Origin of the sequence: Paenibacillus sp. FSL R7-0273, from assembly GCF_000758625.1 — a bacterium.
GTDB lineage: Bacteria > Bacillota > Bacilli > Paenibacillales > Paenibacillaceae > Paenibacillus_AQ.
The window spans coordinates 3,523,008-3,545,452 of the sequence record NZ_CP009283.1; the positions used below are offsets into that span (position 1 = coordinate 3,523,008).

At 51.0% G+C, this 22,445-nt stretch carries 17 protein-coding genes and 1 pseudogene; 15 read left to right on the forward strand and 3 right to left on the reverse strand.

Annotated features, from left to right (window positions below):
* The first annotated feature begins 13 nt into the window (after positions 1–13).
* The 8 genes from nuoE (at position 14) to R70723_RS15225 (ending at position 9,903) form a co-directional block, all read left to right on the forward strand.
* Entirely contained in the window at positions 14–514 is a 501-nt protein-coding gene (nuoE, locus tag R70723_RS15190) for an NADH-quinone oxidoreductase subunit NuoE (RefSeq protein ID WP_081957388.1), read from the forward strand.
* A 40-nt stretch (positions 515–554) separates the two neighbouring features.
* Positions 555–2,432, forward strand: coding sequence for an NADH-quinone oxidoreductase subunit NuoF (gene nuoF, locus R70723_RS15195; RefSeq protein WP_081957389.1), 1,878 nt, complete (start codon positions 555–557; stop codon positions 2,430–2,432).
* Between the two features lie 8 nt (positions 2,433–2,440).
* On the forward strand, positions 2,441–4,186 hold the full coding sequence (locus R70723_RS15200) for an NADH-dependent [FeFe] hydrogenase, group A6 (RefSeq protein ID WP_231574923.1): 1,746 nt from the start codon (positions 2,441–2,443) through the stop codon (positions 4,184–4,186).
* Between the two features lie 20 nt (positions 4,187–4,206).
* Entirely contained in the window at positions 4,207–5,640 is a 1,434-nt protein-coding gene (gene hydG, locus R70723_RS15205; RefSeq protein ID WP_039873140.1) for a [FeFe] hydrogenase H-cluster radical SAM maturase HydG, read from the forward strand.
* Between the two features lie 24 nt (positions 5,641–5,664).
* Complete coding sequence (gene hydF, locus R70723_RS15210; RefSeq protein ID WP_039873144.1) at positions 5,665–6,864, forward strand: [FeFe] hydrogenase H-cluster maturation GTPase HydF; 1,200 nt, start codon at positions 5,665–5,667, stop codon at positions 6,862–6,864.
* 13 nt (positions 6,865–6,877) lie between these two features.
* Positions 6,878–8,296, forward strand: coding sequence for an aspartate ammonia-lyase (locus R70723_RS15215; RefSeq protein WP_039873146.1), 1,419 nt, complete (start codon positions 6,878–6,880; stop codon positions 8,294–8,296).
* A 1-nt stretch (position 8,297) separates the two neighbouring features.
* A complete protein-coding gene (gene hydF / locus R70723_RS15220) occupies positions 8,298–9,581 on the forward strand; it encodes a [FeFe] hydrogenase H-cluster maturation GTPase HydF (protein WP_039873148.1) in 1,284 nt (427 codons plus the stop codon).
* 79 nt (positions 9,582–9,660) lie between these two features.
* Positions 9,661–9,903 (forward strand): hypothetical protein, encoded by a 243-nt coding sequence (locus R70723_RS15225; protein WP_156123817.1) that lies wholly within the window; start codon positions 9,661–9,663, stop codon positions 9,901–9,903.
* 18 nt (positions 9,904–9,921) lie between these two features.
* Here the strand turns inward: R70723_RS15225 and R70723_RS15230 are convergent, their stop codons facing one another.
* Positions 9,922–10,443 carry a hypothetical protein gene (locus tag R70723_RS15230; protein ID WP_039873151.1) on the reverse strand — a complete coding sequence of 174 codons (522 nt, stop codon included), beginning with the start codon at positions 10,441–10,443 and terminating at the stop codon, positions 9,922–9,924.
* Between the two features lie 196 nt (positions 10,444–10,639).
* Here R70723_RS15230 and R70723_RS15235 point away from each other — a divergent pair, with 196 nt between their 5' ends.
* Both R70723_RS15235 and R70723_RS15240 read left to right on the forward strand, forming a co-directional pair.
* Complete coding sequence (locus tag R70723_RS15235; protein ID WP_372238250.1) at positions 10,640–11,152, forward strand: sigma-70 family RNA polymerase sigma factor; 513 nt, start codon at positions 10,640–10,642, stop codon at positions 11,150–11,152.
* 13 nt (positions 11,153–11,165) lie between these two features.
* Entirely contained in the window at positions 11,166–12,629 is a 1,464-nt protein-coding gene (locus R70723_RS15240) for a DUF4179 domain-containing protein (RefSeq protein ID WP_039873153.1), read from the forward strand.
* A gap of 268 nt (positions 12,630–12,897) precedes the next feature.
* Here the strand turns inward: R70723_RS15240 and R70723_RS32950 are convergent.
* Positions 12,898–13,416: pseudogene (locus R70723_RS32950) on the reverse strand (C40 family peptidase); the annotation flags it as partial.
* 286 nt (positions 13,417–13,702) lie between these two features.
* On the opposite strand from R70723_RS32950, the gene R70723_RS32955 reads away from it, so the two are divergent.
* On the forward strand, positions 13,703–15,382 hold the full coding sequence (locus R70723_RS32955; RefSeq protein ID WP_052421327.1) for a polysaccharide deacetylase family protein: 1,680 nt from the start codon (positions 13,703–13,705) through the stop codon (positions 15,380–15,382).
* Between the two features lie 138 nt (positions 15,383–15,520).
* Here the strand turns inward: R70723_RS32955 and R70723_RS15255 are convergent, their stop codons facing one another.
* Positions 15,521–16,378: a helix-turn-helix transcriptional regulator gene (locus R70723_RS15255; protein WP_039873155.1), complete on the reverse strand. Its 858-nt coding sequence runs from the start codon at positions 16,376–16,378 to the stop codon at positions 15,521–15,523.
* A gap of 261 nt (positions 16,379–16,639) precedes the next feature.
* Here R70723_RS15255 and R70723_RS15260 point away from each other — a divergent pair, with 261 nt between their 5' ends.
* The 4 genes from R70723_RS15260 (at position 16,640) to R70723_RS15275 (ending at position 22,328) form a co-directional block, all read left to right on the forward strand.
* Complete coding sequence (locus R70723_RS15260) at positions 16,640–17,839, forward strand: MFS transporter (protein ID WP_039873157.1); 1,200 nt, start codon at positions 16,640–16,642, stop codon at positions 17,837–17,839.
* A 103-nt stretch (positions 17,840–17,942) separates the two neighbouring features.
* On the forward strand, positions 17,943–18,764 hold the full coding sequence (locus R70723_RS34255; protein WP_039873159.1) for a methyl-accepting chemotaxis protein: 822 nt from the start codon (positions 17,943–17,945) through the stop codon (positions 18,762–18,764).
* Between the two features lie 170 nt (positions 18,765–18,934).
* Positions 18,935–21,616: a sensor histidine kinase gene (locus R70723_RS15270; protein ID WP_047171135.1), complete on the forward strand. Its 2,682-nt coding sequence runs from the start codon at positions 18,935–18,937 to the stop codon at positions 21,614–21,616.
* Complete coding sequence (locus R70723_RS15275) at positions 21,609–22,328, forward strand: response regulator (protein ID WP_039873163.1); 720 nt, start codon at positions 21,609–21,611, stop codon at positions 22,326–22,328. The genes R70723_RS15270 and R70723_RS15275 overlap by 8 nt, the downstream gene beginning before the upstream one ends.
* Positions 22,329–22,445 lie beyond the last annotated feature (117 nt).

The window sequence follows — 22,445 nt, forward strand, 5'->3', positions numbered from 1 at the left end:
GGGAGCCGTCTGAGTGGAACAACATCAACCTTGCAGCAACAGTACGATTGCCGAAGCCGACCGGAAGCTGGAGCAGATCAAGCTGGCCATTGACCAGTTTAAGCAAATGAAAGGCGCATTGATCCCTGTATTGCATGAGGTTCAGGATGTATACGGGTTTTTGCCTGAGCCTGTGCTACAGGTGGTGTCGGCAGAGCTTGATTTGCCCATGAGCGAAATTTACGGTGTTGCGTCGTTCTATCATTTCTTTTCGCTTACCCCAAAGGGGGAGCATGTTATCCATGTCTGCATGGGCACCGCCTGCTACATTAAGGGGGCTCAGGGCATTCTGGACCGGCTCAGCACAGAGCTGAAGGTTCCGGTTCAGGGAACGACAGAGGACGATAAATTTACGCTGGAAGCGACGCGCTGCCTGGGAGCCTGCGGGCTGGCCCCTGTACTGACCATCGGGGAAAAGGTGCATGGACGCCTTACGCCGAACGCCGTGCCTAAAATGCTTAAGGAATATAACTAGTTCCCGCAGTACACGCAAATAGTTAACGGGAGGTATCGGCATGAAGCTGTTAACGGATCTTGATGCCATCCGCACGCTTACCCAGGGACGGCTGGATAACCGGAGGATTAGCGGGGCATCAGGAGAATCGGTTTCGTTCAGGTCAGTGATGGTATGCGGGGGCACAGGCTGCACATCGTCGGATTCCAATAAAATCATCGCTGCACTGGAGCATGAAGTCGCCGGCCGCGGCATCCAGACTCAGGTAGAGATCGTACGCACCGGCTGCTTTGGGCTGTGTGAGCTGGGTCCGGTTGTAATTGTCTATCCTGAGGGGATTTTTTACAGCAGGGTGGAGATCAAGGATATTCCGGCGCTGGTCGAGCAGCATCTGGTCAACGGCAAGCCGTATGACAAGAAGATTTATGAGAAGACCCGCCAGGGCGATGAGCTGCTGAATTTTGAAGAAACGGATTTCTACAAAAAACAGGTACGGATCGCGCTGCACAACTGCGGTGTGATCGACCCTGAAGTGATAGATGAGTATATTGCCAGTGACGGGTACCGTGCGCTTGCCCAAGTGCTTACAACGATGAGCGCTGAGCAGGTCATTGACACCGTAAAAAGATCCGGCCTTCGCGGCCGGGGCGGCGGCGGCTTCCTGACCGGACTAAAGTGGGAGTTCGCAGCCCGGCAGAACAAGCCGCAGAAATATGTCATCTGCAATGCCGATGAGGGCGATCCGGGGGCGTTCATGGACCGTTCGATTCTGGAAGGCAATCCGCATTCCGTTATTGAGGCGATGGCGATAGCCGGATATGCCATAGGGGCGAACCAGGGATTCATCTATGTGCGGGCAGAATATCCGATTGCTGTTCAGCGGTTCTCGAAAGCACTGGATCAGGCCAGGGAATATGGACTGCTGGGCGATGATATTTTCGGGACGGGGTTTGCTTTTAACATTGAGGTGCGTCTGGGTGCAGGCGCATTTGTCTGCGGGGAAGAAACCGCGCTGATTCACTCGATTGAAGGACACCGGGGGATGCCGACGCCCAAGCCGCCGTTTCCGGCTGTTGAAGGGCTGTGGGGCCAGCCGACCATTATCAACAATGTGGAGACGCTGGCCAACATCGGCCAAATTATTCTGAACGGGGCAGAGTGGTACGCCGCAATCGGAACAGAGAAGTCCAAAGGCACGAAAGTGTTCGCGCTTGGAGGCAAGGTGGTGAATACCGGTCTGGTTGAGGTCCCGATGGGTATTACGCTGCGGGAGGTTATCTTTGAGATTGGCGGCGGCATTCCCGGCGGCAAAAAATTCAAGGCTGTCCAGACCGGCGGCCCGTCCGGCGGGTGTCTGACTGAGGAGCATCTGGACTGCACGATTGATTTTGATACGCTGACCAGCCTTGGCTCGATGATGGGCTCAGGCGGGATGATCATCATGGATGAGGATACCTGCATGGTCGATGTTGCAAGGTTCTACCTGGATTTCACCAGAGATGAATCGTGCGGCAAATGTACCCCGTGCCGGATCGGAACGAAGCGGCTGCTGGAGATGCTGGATAAGGTCACTTCCGGCAAAGGCACGCTGGAGGATCTAGAACATATGGAGCAGCTGTCCCTGCAGATCAAGAATGCATCCCTGTGTGCACTCGGGCAGACGGCTCCGAACCCGGTTCTGTCGACTTTAAAATATTTCCGTGAGGAATATCTCGCTCATATAACGGACAGCAAATGCCCGGCAGGTGTTTGCAAAGCGCTGATCTCCTATGAGATTGATGCCGGGCTGTGCCGCGGCTGCAGCCTATGTGCCCGGAAATGCCCGAGCGACGCGATTTCCGGCAAGATGAAGGAGCCGTATGTGATCGATAAGGCGGCCTGCATTAAGTGCGGCGTCTGCTTCGATGTATGCAAGTTCAAGGCGGTAGCGATAGTCTGACGATAGGAGTGATCAGCTTGAACACGGTCAAAATCATGATCGACGGGATCGAGACGGAAATCGTCAAAGGCACCACAGTGCTGGAAGCCGCCCGGGATCAAGGTATAAATATCCCTTCCCTTTGTTACCTGCAGGGAGTTAATCATTCCTCCAGCTGCCGTGTCTGTGTGGTCGAGGTCGGCCCGCGGCTTATCGCCTCCTGTACGCTGATCGCCGAGGAAGGCATGAAGATCCAGACGAATACGAAAAAGGTCCGCGATGCCAGGAGAACCTCGGTAGAGCTGCTGCTCTCCGATCATGACCGGGAATGTCTGAGCTGCTCACGGGGCGGCAATTGCGAGCTGCAGAGTGTATCAAATTCGCTTAACATCCGCAAAGTGACATATACCGGTGAGCATTCGAGCAGGGAAAAGGATTATTCGTCTCCGGCAATTGTACGGGATGCCTCCAAATGCATCCTCTGCGGGCGTTGTGTCGGCGCCTGCGGTACTGTGCAGACCGTTGGCGCTATCGGTTTTGCCAAGCGGGGCTTTGACACCGTAATCTCTACAGCCTTCGGCCGTCCGCTGGCAGAGTCAACCTGTGTCAACTGCGGCCAGTGTATTATGGCCTGTCCGGTCGGTGCTTTGACCGAGCATGAGAGTATCCGCGATGTATGGGATGCCATCGCTGACCCGGACCAGTATGTCGTTGTGCAGACGGCCCCGGCTGTCAGGGTAGCCCTTGGCGAAGAGTTCGGCCTGCCGGTCGGTACCCGCACAACCGGCAAGATGGTTGCCGCGCTGCGCCGGCTCGGCTTCGATAAGGTATTTGACACCGTTTTCGGGGCGGATCTGACCATTATGGAGGAGGGCACCGAACTGCTTTCCCGACTGTCTAGCGGACAGAATCTCCCTTTGATGACCTCCTGTTGTCCTGGCTGGGTGAAGTTCATGGAGCATAACTTCCCTGATATGCTGGATAACCTGTCCACCTGCAAGTCGCCGCATGAGATGGAAGGGGCAATGGTTAAATCTTATTTTGCCGGCAAGCTTGGAATAAATCCGCAGAAGATCACCGTTGTATCGATCATGCCCTGTACGGCCAAGAAGTTCGAAGGTGCACGTGAGGAGCTGTCTAATCATGAAATGCAGGATGTGGACTGGGTGCTCACGACCCGTGAGCTGGCTGCGATGATTAAGGAGGCTGGGCTTGACTTTGTAAATCTGAAGGATGAGGAGTTTGATAACCCGCTCGGTGTAGGCTCTGGAGCCGGTACCATCTTCGGGGCGACAGGAGGAGTATCCGAAGCGGCATTGCGTACCGTCTTTGAGCTGGTCTCCGGACAGACGCTCGACTCTATTGAGTACATCGCTGTACGCGGGATGGATGGCATTAAGGAGAATACGGTCGAGCTGCCGGACGGCCGCAAGATTAGGACAGCTGTTGTCCACGGGCTCGGCAATGCCCGCAAGTTAATGGAAGCTATGCAGCGCGGAGAAAAGAGTTATGACTTCATGGAAGTCATGGCCTGCGCCGGCGGCTGTATTACAGGCGGAGGCCAGCCGATTCTAAACGCGGCGGACAGCAGCCGGCTGGATGTCAAAGCGCTGCGCGCCAAAGCGATTTATTCCGAGGATGAAGCCCAGACTGTCCGCAAATCCCATCACAATCCGTTCATCAAGCAGCTGTACGCTGAGTTCCTCGGCGAGCCGAACAGCCATCTGGCCCATGAGCTGCTGCACACGCATTATACGGTGCGGACGAAATACTGAGCAATTATATGCTAAGGAGGATGGCTCATTTGCGCAAGGATTGGGAACCGGCGGACTTCATCGACGACGCGGAGATTACAGCCAGCCTGCAGGAAGCGGTGCGGACGGCCGGGAACAGGAGCGTAGTCCAGTCTATTTTGGATAAAGCAAGAGCCTGCAAGGGGTTAAGCCACCGGGAAGCGGCAGTGCTGCTGGAGGTCAGGGATGAGGAAATTTTGCAGGACATTTACAAGTCAGCGAAGGTCATTAAGGAGAAAATCTACGGCAACCGCATCGTCCTGTTTGCGCCGCTGTATATTAGCAACTACTGTGTCAATAACTGCGAATACTGCGGGTATAAGCACTCCAACCAGGATTTTGTACGCCGGAAGCTGAACAGGGATGAGCTTGCAGCTGAGGTGCGTGTGCTGCAGGAGCTGGGGCATAAGCGTCTGGTCATTGAAGCGGGTGAAGATCCCGTCCATTGTGATATTGATTATGTAACCGATTCCATTAAAACGGTGTATTCCGTCAAGGTCAACAACGGCAGTATCCGCCGGGTTAATATCAATATTGCGGCAACTACAGTCGAGGATTACCAGAAGCTGCGGGATGCGGAGATTGGGACTTATATTCTTTTTCAGGAGACCTATCACAGGCCGACTTATGCTGCGCTGCACAAGAACGGGCCGAAGCATGACTATGACTGGCACACAACAGCGATGGACCGGGCACAGCTCGGCGGTATTGATGATGTTGGTGTAGGCGTATTGTACGGACTGTATGACTACAAATACGATACGGTCGCTATGCTGATGCATGCCGAGCACCTGGAAGAACGGTTCGGCGTAGGGCCGCATACCGTTTCAGTACCGCGTCTGAGGGAAGCAGCCAATGTAAGTCTGGAAATGTATCCTTATCTGGTTAAGGATGAGGAGTTCAAGCAGCTGGTTGCCGTTCTGCGGCTGGCGGTGCCCTATGCGGGCATGATTTTATCTACCAGGGAGGAGCCGTCGTTCCGGGATGAGGTTATCCAGCTCGGAATTTCCCAGGTCAGTGCCGGATCGAGCACCGGGGTCGGCGGATATATGGAGGCGAAGCAGGGTACAGCGGGGGCGTCAAAAGAAAAGCCGCAATTCGAGGTGGGCGACCACCGTTCACCGGAGGAGATTATCCGCGGGCTGTGCAGGGACGGCTATGTTCCCAGCTATTGTACAGCCTGCTACCGGGAGGGGCGGACGGGCGACCGGTTTATGCGGCTGGCCAAATCGGGGCAGATCCATAATGTCTGCCAGCCGAACTCGCTTTTGACCTTTAAGGAATATTTGCTTGATTATGCCGATGCAGAGACACGGGCGCTGGGAGAAGAAATTATCCGCAAGGGGCTTGATGACATTCCGAAGGAAGCAGCACGGAAAATCACCCGTGAACGGCTGCAGCGGCTGGAGAACGGTGAACGGGATCTGCGCTTTTAATAGAAGCATAAGGAGAGATTGGCCATGCAAACCACACCGCAGCCGGGCAAGATGCACATCGCAGTCTTCGGCCGGCGCAACTCCGGGAAGTCCAGTCTGATCAATGCGCTGACCGGCATCCCCTATCAGGTTGTCGGCGATCAGCCGGGTACAACGTCAGAGCCGGTGTTTCAGGCTTATGAGCTGCCCAAAATCGGCTCCGTCATCATTATCGATACGGCAGGCATCGATGGGGATAAGGATACAGGCCCCTTCCGGGTTCAGAAGACCCGCGAGGTTATGGATCTGACCGACCTCAGTCTCCTGATTTTCTCCGGTGAAGAGGATGATTACAAGCTGGAGAAGGAATGGTACCGGGAGCTTGCCAAGCGCAACATTCCGGTGATCGGCGTTATAGCCAAGGTGGATGATCATTATGTGGATCTAGATCAGTTGAAAAGCGAGCTGAACATCCCCTTCGTCAAAGTAAGCTCGCGCAGAAACATCAACTTTGGCAGTCTGCGTCATGCGATCCGTGAATATGCCCCTGCCGAATTTGAACGTCCCACCATTCTTGGTGATCTGGTCCATCCGGGGGAAGTGGTCGTAATGGTCATGCCGGATACGATTCCGGCACCCAAATACAGGCTGGTTGCTTCCCAGCAGCAGATTTTGCGGGATTTGCTCGATCATCATGTGATGGCCCTGTCGGTTACAGAGGTTGAGCTGCCTACGTTGCTAATGAATCTGAAGGGAATGCCGGATCTGGTCATTACCGACTCCCAGGTATATGACAGTGTGAACGAGGTACTGCCTGCCAATGTGCCGCTGACCACCTTCGCGATCCTGATGGCCCGGTTTAAGGGTGATCTCACCACCTTCGTAAAAGGGGCAGAGGCTATTGCAACACTGCAGCCAGGAGATAAGGTACTGCTGTCCGAAGCCTGCATCCATCATCCGCATAACGGTGAAATTGACCGTGAGCTGGTAAAAAGAAAGCTGCAGGAGATTGCCGGCGGCGGTCTTGAGATCACAGCAAGCGTTGGTCCTGATTTCCCGGCAAATCTGTCAGGCTATAAGCTGGTCGTACATTGCGGCGGCTGTATTTTCAACCGCAAGCAGCTGATGAACCGGCTGACGGACTCCGGGGCCCAGGGGGTGCCGATCACGAATTACGGCATTGCCTTTGCTTACTTCAAAGGTATCCTGCCGCGTGTGCTGGAGATTATGCACGTTAATTCATAAGGGGAGATCTGGTGTGGATACAGGCAGCGGATTCCGCCTTGAACAGGATGCGCTTGGAACAATGGAGGTACCGGTGTCTGCCTATTACGGGATCCATACAGCCCGGGCTCTGGAGAATTTTGCGGTGAGCGGCCGGAAGGTTAACCCTCAACTAATCAAAGCACTGGTAACGGTAAAAAAAGCGGCAGCATTAACGCACCTGAAGCTGAGCAGCTATCCGCCTGAGATCGCTATAGCGATTGTGCAGGCTTGTGATGAGATTCACGCAGGGGGACTTGCCGGCCAATTCATAGTGGATGCACTGCAGGGCGGAGCGGGGACATCCACCAATATGAATGTTAATGAAGTATTGGCGAACCGGGCGATTGAGCTGCTGGGCGGGAGTCGCGGTGATTATGGCAGGGTTCACCCGCTTGACCATGTCAACCGCAGCCAGTCCACCAATGATGTGTATCCGACAGCGCTGCGGATTGCCGCGGTCGGTCTGGTCCGCAGGGTAAGTGAAGCTTTCGCTCTTTTACAGGAAGCCTTGCAGGGCAAGGAGCTGGAGTTTGCCGGAGTGCTGAAGCTGGGCCGGACGGAGCTGATGGATGCCGTTCCGATGACTGCGGGACTGAGCTTCGGTGCATATGCCAAAGCGATCCAGCGCGACCGCTGGCGGCTGTACAAGGCTGAGGAAAGGCTCAGGGAGATTAATATAGGCGGAACGGCAATCGGCACCGGGATCAATGCGCCGCTCCGGTATACCTTTTATATCACGGGACAACTGCAGGAGCTGACCGGATACGGGCTGGCCCGCAGCGAATATCCGATGGACCCAACACAGAATATGGATGTGTTCGTGGAGGTATCCGGGCTGCTCAAGGCAGCTGCAGTGAATCTGCTCAAAATCTCAGGCGATCTGCGCCTGCTGGCAAGCGGACCGGCAGGCGGCTTCGGTGAGCTGATGCTGCCGGCGGTGCAAGCCGGATCCTCCATTATGCCCGGCAAAGTCAACCCGGTGATGGCTGAAATGCTGGGTACAACGGCGATGCGGGTGATTGCTAACGATTCAGCGGTTACACTGGCTGCCGGGAGCGGGCAGCTGGAGCTTAATGCTTTCATGCCGCTGATCGCAGATGCGCTGCTGGATTCCCTGGAGCTGCTGGATCAGGCAGTCCGCTTGTTTACCGAGCGCTGTGTAACCGGAATCCGTGTCTGTGCTGATCGCTGCGGGGAACTGCTGGAGCATTCCACTGCACTTGCCGCTGCTTTTGTGGGTCATATCGGCTATGAACGGAGTGCAGAGATTGCCATGCAGGCCAGGGAGGGAGGGAAGTCCATCCGTCAGGCAATGCTGGACAGCGGGTTGCTCTCCGGGGAACAGATTGATCGAATATTACATCCGGATCAGCTCACCATGCCCGGTGTGCCAGGGAGAAGGAGTGAATGAAGTGAGCCTGAACGAATCTCCGCGGGCAAGCCGGCTGCATATTGCCGTATTCGGCAGGCGCAACGCCGGCAAATCCAGCCTCATCAACGTGCTGGCCAGGCAGGAGGTCTCTGTTGTATCGCCGGTCCAAGGCACCACAACCGATCCGGTCTACAAATCGATGGAGCTGCTTCCGCTCGGACCGGTGGTGCTGATTGATACCGCCGGGCTGGACGATGAAGGTGAGCTGGGCGAGCAGCGGATGAAGAAAACGATGGAAGTGCTGTACAAAACCGATGTGGCTCTGCTTGTGATTGACGCACTTGAAGGAGCAACAGAGTATGATGAGCGGATCGCCGGCTTGCTTAAGAGCCGGAATATTCCGGTCATCGGGGTGATAAATAAAACGGATTTGCTTGTGGTTGAAAATGCAGACCGGGATACTGCTGTGCAGGCTGATCTATACCGGGAGCAGTTCGGATTCCGGTTCATGCCTGTATCGGCTGCTGCACAGAAGGGAATAAATCCGCTTAGACAGGTACTGTCTGCAGCCGTGCCTGCTGAGGAGGACAAATTCCGCATCATTGGCGACCTGCTCTCGCCGGGAGATTTGGTTGTCCTGGTTACACCCATTGATAAGGCAGCACCAAAGGGCCGGCTGATCCTGCCCCAGCAGCAGACCATCCGCGACATTCTGGAGAGCGATGCCATAGCTGTTGTTACTAAAGAGCATGAGCTGAAGCTCACACTGGAAAGCCTCGGGCGTAAGCCGCGGATGGTTGTGACCGATTCCCAGGTGTTTCTGAAGGCAGCCGCTGATACGCCGCCCGATGTTCCTCTTACCTCATTCTCGATCCTGTTTGCCCGTCATAAGGGCAATCTGGAGGAGCTGGTCCGGGGCGCCAGGGCCATTGACCGGCTACGGGACGGTGACAAGGTGCTGATTGCCGAGCCGTGCACCCACCATACCCAGCCGGATGACATCGGCAGCGTCAAGCTGCCCCGCTGGATCAGGCAGGCGACCGGCCGGACGCTTGAGTTCCATCATGCGAATGGAATGAGCTTTCCCGACAATGTGCAGGACTATGCACTCATTGTCCATTGCGGCGGCTGTATGATCAACCGCCGGCAGATGCTGTGGCGGATGGAGCAGGCAGCAGCGGGCGGAGTGCCGATTGTCAATTATGGAGTAGCCATTGCCCATGTCCAGGGGATACTGGAACGGGCGATCTCCCCGTTTCCGCTGGCCCGGCTTGCCTGGGAGGAGGAGAGCGCGGCGGCCAGAACACTTACCGCTGAAAAGTGATCGCTACCCCGCCGCTCATTATCTAAACAGTAAGACCAGCCTCCTAATCCGGGGCTGGTCTTGTTTGTTGAGGCTCAAGGTGGGGCGACCACGGCAAAAGTGCCTTGATTTCGGCCGAAGCGGCTTGATGCGCGAAATGAGAGGCAAAAGTGCCTTTGATTTCGCCGAAAACGGCTCAATGCGCGAAATGAGAGTCAAAAATGCCTTTGATTTCGCCGAAAACGGCTCAATGCGCGAAATGAGAGTCAAAAGTGCCTTTGATTTCGGCCGGAGCGGCTTGATGCCCCACCCAAACCTGCCTATATCCGGGCACTCTTTTTAACGACGCCCGCTATCTAACTCACCTGACTCCAGCATCATCCAGCCGGATTTCCGCCACCTCGCCGCTGCTGCTCACACACCAGAACTCCAGGGTCAGCTGATGCTCGCGGTCAAGGTAGCCGATGATATCTGCGCCTTGCTCACCCGATTTGTAGTATGTTTCCCCGTAGAGCGCCAGCACTTTTTCTTTGGAGTCACCGATATGTATGCCTTTGGCAGTCTGCAGAGGGTTATCTGGCCCGGAGATGATTAGCCGCAGGATGGTCCCCTTTTGTGAACCGTTATTAATAGAAGCTGTCCTTAATCCGCCTGCCCACTCATAGTAGTCGTACAATTCATTATTTTGTTTGTCCAGCGGCTGCTGATACTTGTCTGAAAAAGAACTGCTATTGATGTTATCCCTCACCTTTACGCCCCCGACAGACTCCGATGAGAGATCAGTAGAACGGGCCAGCACTTGCGGCCTGATCAGGAAACAGCTAATAACAATCACTGCAATCAGTAAGGTGGCCGTAATCCATAGCATCTTTTTAGTACGCATAATCCCTCCGTCTACAGAAAAGAACTTGTATTTAAATAGCTTATAACGCCAATGTAAGCTTATCATAGATAAATATGCTGAAAAAGTTTACTGAAATCAATCGTTTTGTACGCGCACGGCGTCTTACATATAGATACACAATATAGGGGCCCTATATAGAAGCTTTATTCCTGGAAGAGAGGGGGAGAAAAATATGATGGAGCATACCATGCATGAGATCCGTCCGGCGGATATTGCCTTATTAGATGAAGAGGCTTTTTTTAAAAGGCTGTATGTCGAGCACCGCAAATTGTATGCCATTGCCTACAGTTATATGCGGAATGAAGCGGACGCGCTGGAAGTGGTGCAGGAGGCATCGTGCCGTGCATGGATCAAGCGGAAAAAACTAAAGGACGGGCAGTCCTTCACACCCTGGCTGATCCGGATTACCATCAACTGCTGTATGGACGAGCTGAGGCGCAAAAAGCGGGTTGTTCCGGCAGAGAAGCCTGAGGAGCAGGCGGCACAGGAGATGCAGAGCAACGAGCGGATTGACCTGGAACGGGCAATACACCGGCTCAAGCCGAAATACCGGCATGCCATCGTACTTAAGTATTACCAGGACATGACAGTAGCGCAAATCGCAGAGGTGCTGAAGAAGCCCGAGGGCACGGTCAAAACCTGGCTCCGCGACGGACTGAAGCACATGCGTGCCTATCTGCAGAAATAAAGGAGGCGAAACAATGAAAGAATTAGAAGATCAGCTTCTGCAGCAGAATGCGGGTGAAGTGAAGCAGCAGACGGAGGCTATGCCGGAGATGAAGATTTATCAGGCGATGCAGACCGGCATTCGTAAAGGTAAGCAGCATTCCCGGAGAAAACGGTTGATGTCAGGTCTAAAGGTCACGATGGCCGCTACCGCTGTTGTTGTGCTATTGTTTACTTTTTTGAAGACACCTGATGAAGCTGTGGAGTATACGGTCCACACTGCAAGTCCGGCTAACCCCGGGACAGCTTCTTATCCGTTCGATGCTTCAATGATCAGAGATAAGACCCTACTGAATGCACTGAATCAAAATCTGCTGCAGCCGGTCAATAAAGGAGTGGAAAAAGCTGGATTCAAGGTGGAAATCAAGAACACTGTAAGTGACGGGCGGCAGGTATTTATTATTTACAGTGTGCAGAATAACACAGATCAGACTGTAATCCATGCTGATTTTGGGCTGGAGTTCGGAACCATTGAAGCGGCAGACATCGGTGCCAAGCTGGAGATGCTGGGTACAAACAGCCAGATTCAAGCCGGACAGACCCTGTACTTTGTCTATTTCAATAATCTTTCACCTGATATGGAGTATGCGGAAGAGGTAAAATATAATATCGTCCTGACCCAAACTTCGGATATAGCTTTAAGCTCCAGCAGCAACAAATACCGCACAAGCCTGGAGGTCCCCTTTAAACTGGATACGGATATGCTTAAGGACCGCAACCAGACCTGGACGGCCAAGCAGGATCTGAGCGTAGCCGGACAAAAGCTTAAAGTGAACGAGGTGCTGTTTACTCCTCTAAGCACTTATGTGGATTTGGAGGCGGATGAGCGTAATGCTAAACAGGTTAATGGACTAATTAATCCAGTATTGATCGGCAAAAGCGGAGATAAGATCATAAAATCCTATTATCCAACTGTTATCACAGCTGACAATTCAGAGCTCTGGAAGGACCCGTCCCATTTTACACTTGTATACACCAGTAAAGATTATAAAGCTCTGGACAGCCTGTCTCTGAAAACCTTCGGGATTGCGGCGGTTGAAAGAGATCAGATGAAGCTTGTTGTTGATCTGAAAAAGCAGCAGATTGTAGAAGCGCCAGACGGATTTTCGATAAAAAATGCGGGTGAATCAGCAAAACCGGGTGTGATTGTTTTCCGGAATAAGCGGGAAAACATTGAGACACAGGACAGCTTTATGATGCGGCTGGCAGAAAATTATACAGATGCAGACGGGAAAGTGTATACGAGGCCGGGAGGCGAAGGGGTCTTTACACAATCGGTAGCACGGGGAGCTACTGAATTTGATGAGGAATATGATTACAACTTCGGCTTGCAGGCTAGCGATTATCCGCAGCCGATAACTGTAGAAATAGAGCGCTACTGGAATCCGGTGTTGGATACGCAGTCGGTGGAGCTTACTCCCGTACAAAAGGGAACTTGATAAAAGCAAACCCAAAACAAGCCGATCTGCTAAAAACAGAATCGGCTTGTTTACATTAACATAAATAGTCAAGCCAGACGGCTTAACGGAAGTTGCTGAACCAGCTCCAGTCAAAGCCTGACGTCTGGTCCTGCGAAGAATCGCCGGAAGAAGCTGAATCTGATGAGGTGTCTGCTGCAGTGTCAGATGCCGTATCTGCAGCAGATCCGCTGTCAGTGCTGTCCGTTGAGCCGGACCCGGTTTTACCGGAGTCTTGTCCATCAGCAGGCAGTACACGGCGCGCACTAGTATAATGCTCATCCCACCAGCCGCTATCCAGATCAGTCACGGTTACACCGCCTTCTCCATAGGTGTGCAGGATTTTGCCGTCACCGATATAAACGGCAACATGATGAATCGGCGAGTAGAAGAAAACTAAATCCCCCGGCTGCAGCTGGCTTCTGGATATAGAAGTCCCGTCTGTTGATTGCTGCTTGGAGGAGCGGGACAGGGTAACGCCGTGCTGTCCAAAGATATACTGGGTGAACGAGGAACAGTCAAAGCTGCTCGTATTCCCTGCCTCTGCACCGTATTCATAGCGGACGCCTTTATATTTCATGCCGGTAGCAATAATCTGTTCAGCAAGGCTGGAACTCGAATTTGTTGTACTTACATTGCTATTAGCGGTAGCGGCGTAAGCCTTGTTATTAGTATCAATGAAGCCTGTTCCGGCAGTAAGCAGGGCAGTACCTAGACTTACACCAATGACCAGGCTGCGGATACGTTTAGTACGGTTAGTTGTATTCATAAGTTACCTCCTGTGTATTTTGACTGGTAATCTTCTGAACCCACTCTAACACATCTAAAAATAACAGCATTTACTAGCAAATGTGCTTTTCCAGTGTCCGCAAGGCTTTACAGGACTTTATTAAGAAATGATGACAAAATTTTAAACTAATTGTTCTTGACATAAGAATTAGTGTGTGTTAATAACGAGAGGCGAATGACAACAAGTGTACTGAGGAGGGGGCAAAGCGAATTTAAGCAAGTATTTCTGTAAATGATAAATAATATGAGTTTTGAAAGGAGCTAAAATGTTTAAAAAAATGTTCGTCTCATTCCTAATACTGCTTATTTTTTATCTGAATTTGTTTTCATTCCAAGCTTTAGCTCAAGTAAATACTACTACAAGTAATGGGAAATTGACTGTCGATAGTATCAACACTACAAAAAGCTATTTTGAAGTATCAGCTAGTGACCTTTGGTATATGGGTTGGCATAAAGCAGATAGTTCTAATGACAACGGTCCTTATTTTGCTGTTTATAAAACATCAGAGGGACCCGCATCGGCAAAATGGTACACGATGCAAAAGGATCTTAATAATATTAATCGTTGGTCTGCTAAAGTATATTTTAATGATTTTAATAATGAAATCGGGGAATACAACATCACTGTTTACCAAAATGGGATCACAAATTATCAAGGGCAGACTAGTACTAGGTCAGAGCATTTTCTTGGTGAACTAAAGGTTAACTATTTAGATGTTACAACAAGTGAAACCAATATAGCGAATTCTAACTTTAACTTGTATGCACGAAATACAAATGATTTTAAAGGAATGTTTTATGCTGTTTGGAGAAGTGAAGATGGTATTAACACAGCAAAATGGTATGCAATGACACATGATTCAAACGAACAGTACGTGAGTAATATCGATATTCAAAACTTTGATTATGAAGTAGGTGAGTATCAAATAAATGTATTCAAAACTAATGCAGATGATTCAAGCACGTTGGTTTCAAACGTTAAAGTCAACGTAAATCCTGTAACCACTAGCAGTGAAACTAGTGAAAAATCATTTCCTGTTTATACGTATAAACTAAATCCAGATTTAACAAGTGCTTATTTGGCTGTTTGGAAAGAGGAGGATGGGGTTGGCGCTGCTAAATGGTTTGGAATGAGATTCGATGAGTTACATAACAGATGGGATGCCGAAATCAATTTATCAGATTTTAATAACCGTGATGGAGTCTATTATGTAAATGTTTACGGTAAAATAAAAAATGAATCTGATCTATTTTTAGGTCAAACTAAAATTAATGTACATTCAAAAAAAGTACCAGTTCTAATGTACCATGAAATTGCTGATCCCCAGACAGGTGCTGTTTCAAAGGAAGACTTTCAACAACAAATGAAGTATCTTAAAGATAACGGATTTACAATGTTATCTTTTGATCAATTAGCTTCATATGAAAACTATGAAAAACCAATCGTTGTAACATTTGATGATGGATATTCGAACAATATACAAGCATATCAAGTACTTCAGGAACTCCAAACAAGCTCGTTCACCCCAAAAGCAACTATTTTTATGATCGGTTCATATATTGATAATCCGCACCCCAACTATTTAACTGTTAGTCAAATGAAAAATATGAGTGATAGTGGGATTATTTCTTTCCAAAATCATACGTATAATCATGTTGATTTACGGAGAACAGATATTGATCAAAATGTTGAATACATTACGTCAGCACAAAAAATCTATTCTATAACGAATAAACCTGTTAATGTAATGGCGTTTCCGGTAGGGGGTTATAATTCAAATGTAATTAGTATCATTAAGAATAGTGGGCATCAATATCAATATGCGGTTACTACTGATGATGGTAAATATATAAATACTGATGATTCTGATGATAATTACCAAATTAAACGAATAGGTATTTATGGAAAAATATCGATTAGCGAATTTGCTAAAAAGATTGAGTGAAATATTACCTTTTAAATAGCTAATTTAAAGAAAGTCCGGATAAATTATAATCCGGACTTTTTAACTTGCGCCTAAGCAATCATAGTTTTGAAGAATTAAATGTAAATCATAACATAATAAAGCAGCTGCAAACTTCCATCAGTCCTCAAACCTATCCCGCTGATTGCTTTCCCGGAACTTACGGGGAGAGATGCCGATGACCCGGGTGAACAGGATGGAGAAGTAGTTGGCATTGTCGTATCCGACCATTTTGGCGATTTCCCAGATCTTTTTGTCGGTCACAGCCATCAGACGCATAGCTTCGCCCATTCTGCGCTGAATTAAATAGCTGATGGGAGAGATGCCGAAATTATTTTTGTACATATGTACCAGGTAATAGGAGTCGATGTGAAAAAGCTGAGCCAGCTCGGTAAGAGTCAGCTTGCGCCGGTAATGGGTGTCCAGATAAACCTTGATTTGATTGGCGAGCGAAGCCTTCTCTTCCTTGGCAGTACGGTTCTGCAAAAGAATCATCCGTTCCAGCAACAGCAGAATGGTCTCAAGCAAATGCTGGGAGATCCGCTCATAGCCTTTGTTACGCAGTGAAAATTCACTGTAGAGAACCTGAATCAGCATAGCCAGCTGCCCTGTATAATGATTGGCGCGGATTACCGGCTCCCAGCCGGGCGGAACTACCCAATCCCGCAGCCCGTCTACCGGGTGAAGAAACCGGAAATTGAAGTAGTAGGTAGACAGCGGCTGATCAGGATGGGACTGCTCTTGGTGCAGCGTACCCCGGTTATAGATGAGCACATCGCCTTTTTGCGCTGTATAGGCTTTACCGTCAATTACATAGGAGCCGGCACCGTCCTCGATATATATCACCTCATGCAAATCCTCATGCTTGTGCAGCGCAAACTTCCATTCCGGATTGGCACTCATCCTCCCTGCATAGATCAGCTCGCTGTTAAAAGCTCCGGTGTTCATGTTCATCAGCAAGCCAGCGTTATCGTCCATACCGTATCCTGCTTTCATTAGTATTTGTAATGACAAGATATATCATCTTTTGGGGAAAGACAACAATAACGTTTATTGTTCCGGCAACGGTTCGTTTGTACAATAAAGCTCGGGATAAAAAAGCGCTGGTAGCTCTAGGATCATCCATATACCGTGAAAGCGGAAACAAATGGGACGGAGTCTGCGTTGAAAGCGTGGAGCAATATATATAACATTTTTGCGTGAGGATTAAATGAATCTGAACAGCATCCGGGGGGCACTATGAAAAAAGTAAATGAACGCGGCCTGGTATTCTCTTTTACCTTTATGGCCTTTCTGCTTGGAACTACAGAATACATCATCGTCGGCCTGCTGTCTGAAATTGCCGCTTCGCTGCAGATTACCTTAGCGGTTGCCGGGAGCCTGGTATCCGGCTTTGCTATCGCCTATGCCCTGGGGACACCCGTATTAATGACACTGGTCAGCCGGCTGCCGAAGAAGCAGACTATTCTGGCCGCAATAGCCCTGATTGTTATGTTTAACCTGTTCAGTGCCGCATCCGGCACCTATGGACTGATGTTATTTACAAGGATAGCAACTGCGGTGCTGTGCGGTCTGGCGATATCATTGTCCCTCTCGGCGGTCAGTGAAGTCGTTACTCCGGCCAAGCAGGGGAAATCTGTCTCTTATATTCTGGGCGGGTTTGGTATAGCGAATGTGCTGGGCGTGCCGATCGGCACCTTTGTAGGCCAGCATTTTGAGTGGCAGGCGGCATTTATTCTGACGGCGGTGATGGGCGTTGCCGCTTTCGTCCTTAACCTTATTGTTATTCCGTCGAATCTGACTAACACCAAGGCCTCGCTGAAGGATCAGCTCAGTCTGCTGGCTAACAGACGTATCATTCTGGCCTTTCTGATTCCGGTATTCGGGACCGGAGCTGTCTTCAGCATCTACACTTATATCAGACCGCTTATGGATCAGGTAATGAAAATATCTGCAGCATCGGTAAGCTGGGTGCTGCTCGCTTACGGGCTTGCTACCATTTTCAGCACATGGCTGGGAGGGCTTGTCGCTTCCGGTAATGCACTCGGCAGACTAAGAATTGTGTTTCTGGTGCAGGCAGCGATCTATGTGCTCTTTTTCTTCGCGGCGCCTGTTCCGGTTCTCGGACTTGTCTTTCTGATTCTAAGTGCATGTGTATCCAATATCCTGAATGTTACGGCACAGCTGTATCTGATCGAGCTGGCTGTTGAGCATTCTCCAGGCTCGCGGGACTTCGCTGCTTCGCTGAATCCGGTCGCGGCCAACACCGGCATCGCCGGCGGATCAGCCCTTGGCGGGGTGGTGGTGGGTACGAGCGGTCTGGCTGCCTTGTCCTGGACGGCTGCAGGCATTGCGCTTGCCGCTTTTGCGGTAACTGCAGTAAGCTACCGCCTGAAGCAAAGGTCAGCCGAGCGTAAAGCTCATGCTGCGGCAGCGTAGAGACAATGGTTCACAAGTTTACAGGGTGTTCTCTTGAAAATACCCTCCTAAGTGTCGATAACATAATAGGTAGACACAGAATATACACTTTTAGGAGCGAACCATGGATAACCTTACCGCACTTGTATTAGCAGCACCGATGTTCAAACAGATTCATGCCCAGGATATTATGATTGGCATTACAGACAGAGAGATTTTTCATTACTATGCACCGAGCAAGGTGCTGGACTTTGGCCTGACGAAGGGCAGCCCTGTTCCGCCGGATGATCCGTCACTCGGCAATGCGCTTGCAGGCCGTGCTACGACTAACCGCTTATCCCCAGAGCTCTATGGTGCAACGGTTATCTCCTCCGCTATTCCGGTCTATGGTGCGGAAGGTGAGATCATCGGCGCCTTTGCAATTGCCTATACCTTGGAAAATGAGGACAAAATGGAGCAGCTGACCGAGAATATCAATCTGATCAGCGGCCAGCTGATGGACATGGTGCAGAATGTGGCCGCCCAGTCAGAAGAATTATCGGCAACAACAGCCCAGATCCTCGACAATTCACGGCAAACGGTTGAAGAGTCCAAGCAGGTCAACAAGGTAGCCGGTTTCATCAGGGAAATCTCTGAGCAGACCAATCTGCTGGGGCTGAATGCAGCGATTGAAGCGGCCAGGGTAGGAGAGCAGGGCGCAGGCTTTGGAGTCGTTGCTTCGGAAGTCCGCAAGCTGTCGGTCAATACCAAGGAAGCCACCAAGACGATCGAGGATTCATTGGCATTAGTTCAGCGCTCTATCCGCCAGATGGAGCAGGAGATTGAAGCGATTGCCGCATCGTCGGCAGCACAGGCTGAGCTGGTCACCCAGTTCAGTGAGGTCATCGAACGGCTGAATGAAACCAGTGGAGAAATGACGCAGTTCATCTCCTCGATTATTCAATAAGAAGAATACTAAAGATGTTCCAGGGCTGTAAGCAGCTGTTGTGGAGCATCTTTTTTTGTGCGTATAATCTTAATGCAATCTTAATGCGGGGACCGAAGTTGTAATACTATGCTGATTTTGCACATGCTATACTAGCTAACAGCAACCATATTTGCGGAAAGGGACGTAACATGGCACATCATAGCGTGCAATCCAAAAAACGCGGCAAATTGAAAATTTTCTTCGGATATGCCGAAGGCGTCGGCAAAACCAGCGCCATGCTGAATGCCGCGCATGACGAGCAAAGGGATGGCGCTGACGTCGTTGCCGGATTCATTGAGACGCACGGACGTCCGGAAACGGCAGTCCTGTTGAACGGGCTTGAACAGCTGCCAGTGCTGGAGCTCCGCTCCAATGCACCTAGTCACCGTGACCGTGAGTTCAATCTGGATCAGGCGCTCCGCAGGCAGCCTCAGCTGATTCTGGTGGATGAGCTTGCACATCTTAACGCTGCAGGCTGCCGTCACAAAAAACGGTACCAGGATATCGAGGAGCTTCTGCGCGCCGGAATAAATGTATATACAACTATCAATGTGCAGCATATCGAAAGCCTGCACGATGTGGTTACTGCCATTACCGGTATATCCGTTCATGAGCGGATTCCGGACAGTGTGTTTGACGGAGCGGACCAGATTGAGCTTGTCGACATTCCGCCTGACGATCTGCTGGAACGGCTGAGCAAGGGGAAGCTGGCTGCAGAAGGGCTGCAGGAGCCGGGTGAACCTTCGGGTTATCCTCCGGTTTTTGTCAGAACAAAGCTGATTGCCCTGCGGGAAATCGCCCTGCGTTATACTGCAGACCAGCAGGGGCGGATTACCCGTGAGTCCGGCAGCAGATCAGGCGAAGATACGTATCCGACAGCAGATCACATTCTTGTCTGCCTGTCCTCTGCCGCCTCCAGCAAAAAGGTTATCCGCACGGCGGCCAGAATGGCAGAGGCATTCCGCGGGCCCTTTACGGCATTATATGTTGAGACACCTAAGAGCAAGGAACTGACGGCCAAAAGCAAGGCGGAGCTCCGTGACAATCTGCGGCTTGCCGAGCAGCTCGGGGCCCAGCCGGCTACTGTATACGGAGATGATGTTCCGGGACAAATCGCAGAGTACGCGGTTTCCAGCCGGGTAACCAAGATTGTAATCGGCCGCTCCCGCAGCGGCAAAAAAAGATGGATCACCAAAGGCAATCTCATAGACAAGCTGACAGAGCTGGCCCCGAACATCGACATACATATCATTCCGGACAACCAGCCTGCGCGCTACAACCGTTCATCCTTCTATGTCAGGCCGCAGCGCTTTTCGCTGCCGGATGCGCTCAAGACGCTTGGGATATTGGCAGTATGTACGCTGATCGGATTATGGTTTCAATATTTAGGGTTTCGTGAAGCGAATATGATTATTGTGTACATACTTGGCGTTCTGCTTAATGCCATCGTTACCAGCGGAAGGCTGTACAGCGCAGTAAACTCAGTTCTCAGTGTTCTTGTCTTTAATTATCTTTTTACGGAGCCCTACTACTCCTTGGTGGCGGCTGACTCCGGTTATCCGGTAACGTTTCTTGTCATGCTGACAGCCTCTTTCATCAGCAGTACGCTGACAACGCGTATTAAGGAACAGGCCCGCCAGAATGCGCAAAAGGCTTACCGGACCGAGGTGCTGCTGGAAACGAGCCGGATTTTACAGCAGGCTGAGGACGCAGAGGCCATTATTAATGAAACGGCAGTCCAGATGGTCAAGCTGGTGGACCGGACTGTGATTTTTTATCCTGCCGGGACGGAGGGGCTGGCCGGGCCTCTGGTTTACCCAAAGCCGGAAGCTGTTGTAGACCCGTCCAGGTATACAGGTACGAACGAATGGGCGGTTGCCGACTGGGTATACAAAAATAATAAGCGCGCCGGTGCGACAACGGATACTTTTTCTGCTGCCAGCTGCCTGTATCATGCGGTACGGGCCGGTGAGACCGTGTTCGCTGTAGCTGCCGTCGTTATGGATCAGGAAGAGCCGCTCGGGATTTTTGAGAAAAGCCTGATGATTGCGATGCTTGGTGAATGTGCACTTGCCCTCGAAAAAGAGCAGCTAAGTAACACGCAAAAGGAAATTTCCATCCAGATCAGACAGGAGCAGCTTCGAGCCAATCTCCTGCGGGGGATCTCGCATGATCTGCGCACTCCGCTGACCAGCATCTCCGGAAATGCCGGGATACTGATGGCTAACTCCAATGTGCTGAGTGAGGCGCAGCTAAAGGGGCTGTACACTGACATTTATGATGATTCAATGTGGCTGATCAACCTGGTCGAGAATCTGCTCTCGATCACCCGGATCGACAACGGCAGTCTGAACCTTAATTTTCAGGCAGAGCTGCTGGACGAGGTGATCACCGAAGCGCTGCTTCATGTGAACCGCAGCAGTGTGGAGCATAACATTCAGGTAAGGCTAGAGGATGAGCTGCTGATGGCCCGGATGGATTCACGGCTAATCATACAGGTGCTGATTAATCTGGTGGATAATGCAATCAAATATACCCAGACCGGCTCAAGGATCATCCTATCTGCGCGCCGGGAGCAGCAGGCGGTAAGGGTTAGCGTAGCCGACGACGGTCCGGGCATTTCAGAAGAGGCGAAGGCCAAGCTGTTCGAAATGTTCTATACAGCGGATAATCTGCGGGGGGACGGCCGCCGCGGGTTAGGGCTGGGACTCTCCCTGTGCAAATCCATTGTGCATGCCCACGGAGGAACGATAGAGGTTATGGATAATAATCCGCAGGGGGCGGTATTTACCTTCACCCTGCAGGCTGAAGAGGTGAACGTACTTGAATAAACCTTTGATTCTGGTTGTAGAGGATGATAAGCCGATCCGCAAGCTGATCACAACGACCCTTGAGACACAGGGCTATAAATACCACACGGCGGAGACCGGAGAAGCGTCGATTCTGGAGGCGGTATCCAGCCAGCCGGACCTGATGATTCTGGATTTAGGACTGCCTGATATGGATGGAGTGGAGATTATCCGCAAGGTACGGGCCTGGTCGAATCTCCCGATTATTGTGGTCAGCGCCCGCAGCGAGGACCGGGATAAGATTGATGCGCTGGATGCCGGGGCAGATGATTATCTCACGAAGCCGTTCAGTGTGGAGGAGCTGCTGGCCCGGCTGCGGGTCAGCCTGCGCCGTATCCGCTATGACAGTGAGAAGCTGCAGAAGGATTCGTCCGTTTTCATCAACGGGAATCTCCGGATTGACTATGCTGCCGGCTGCGTGTATATGGGCGAGGAAGAAATCCACCTGACCCCGATCGAATACAAGCTGCTCTGTCTGCTTGCCAAAAACGCGGGGAAGGTACTGACCCATAATTATATTTTACGGGAAATCTGGGGCAGTCTGACGTACGATGTGCCTGCACTGCGCGTATTTATGGCTACCCTGCGCAAAAAAATTGAAAAGCCTCCCGTGCAGTCCAAGATCATTCAGACCCATATCGGGGTCGGCTACCGGATGCTGCAGAGCGGGGAAGAGAGCAAGCTAACGCAATAACAGGACTAACAGCGGATCAACCAGGCCATACTCTTTTGAGTATGGTTTTTTGCTGTATGCTTTCGCAGGCATTTTTTAATGCAATCCAAATTGTTCTGCGCAAACTCTAATCCGGAA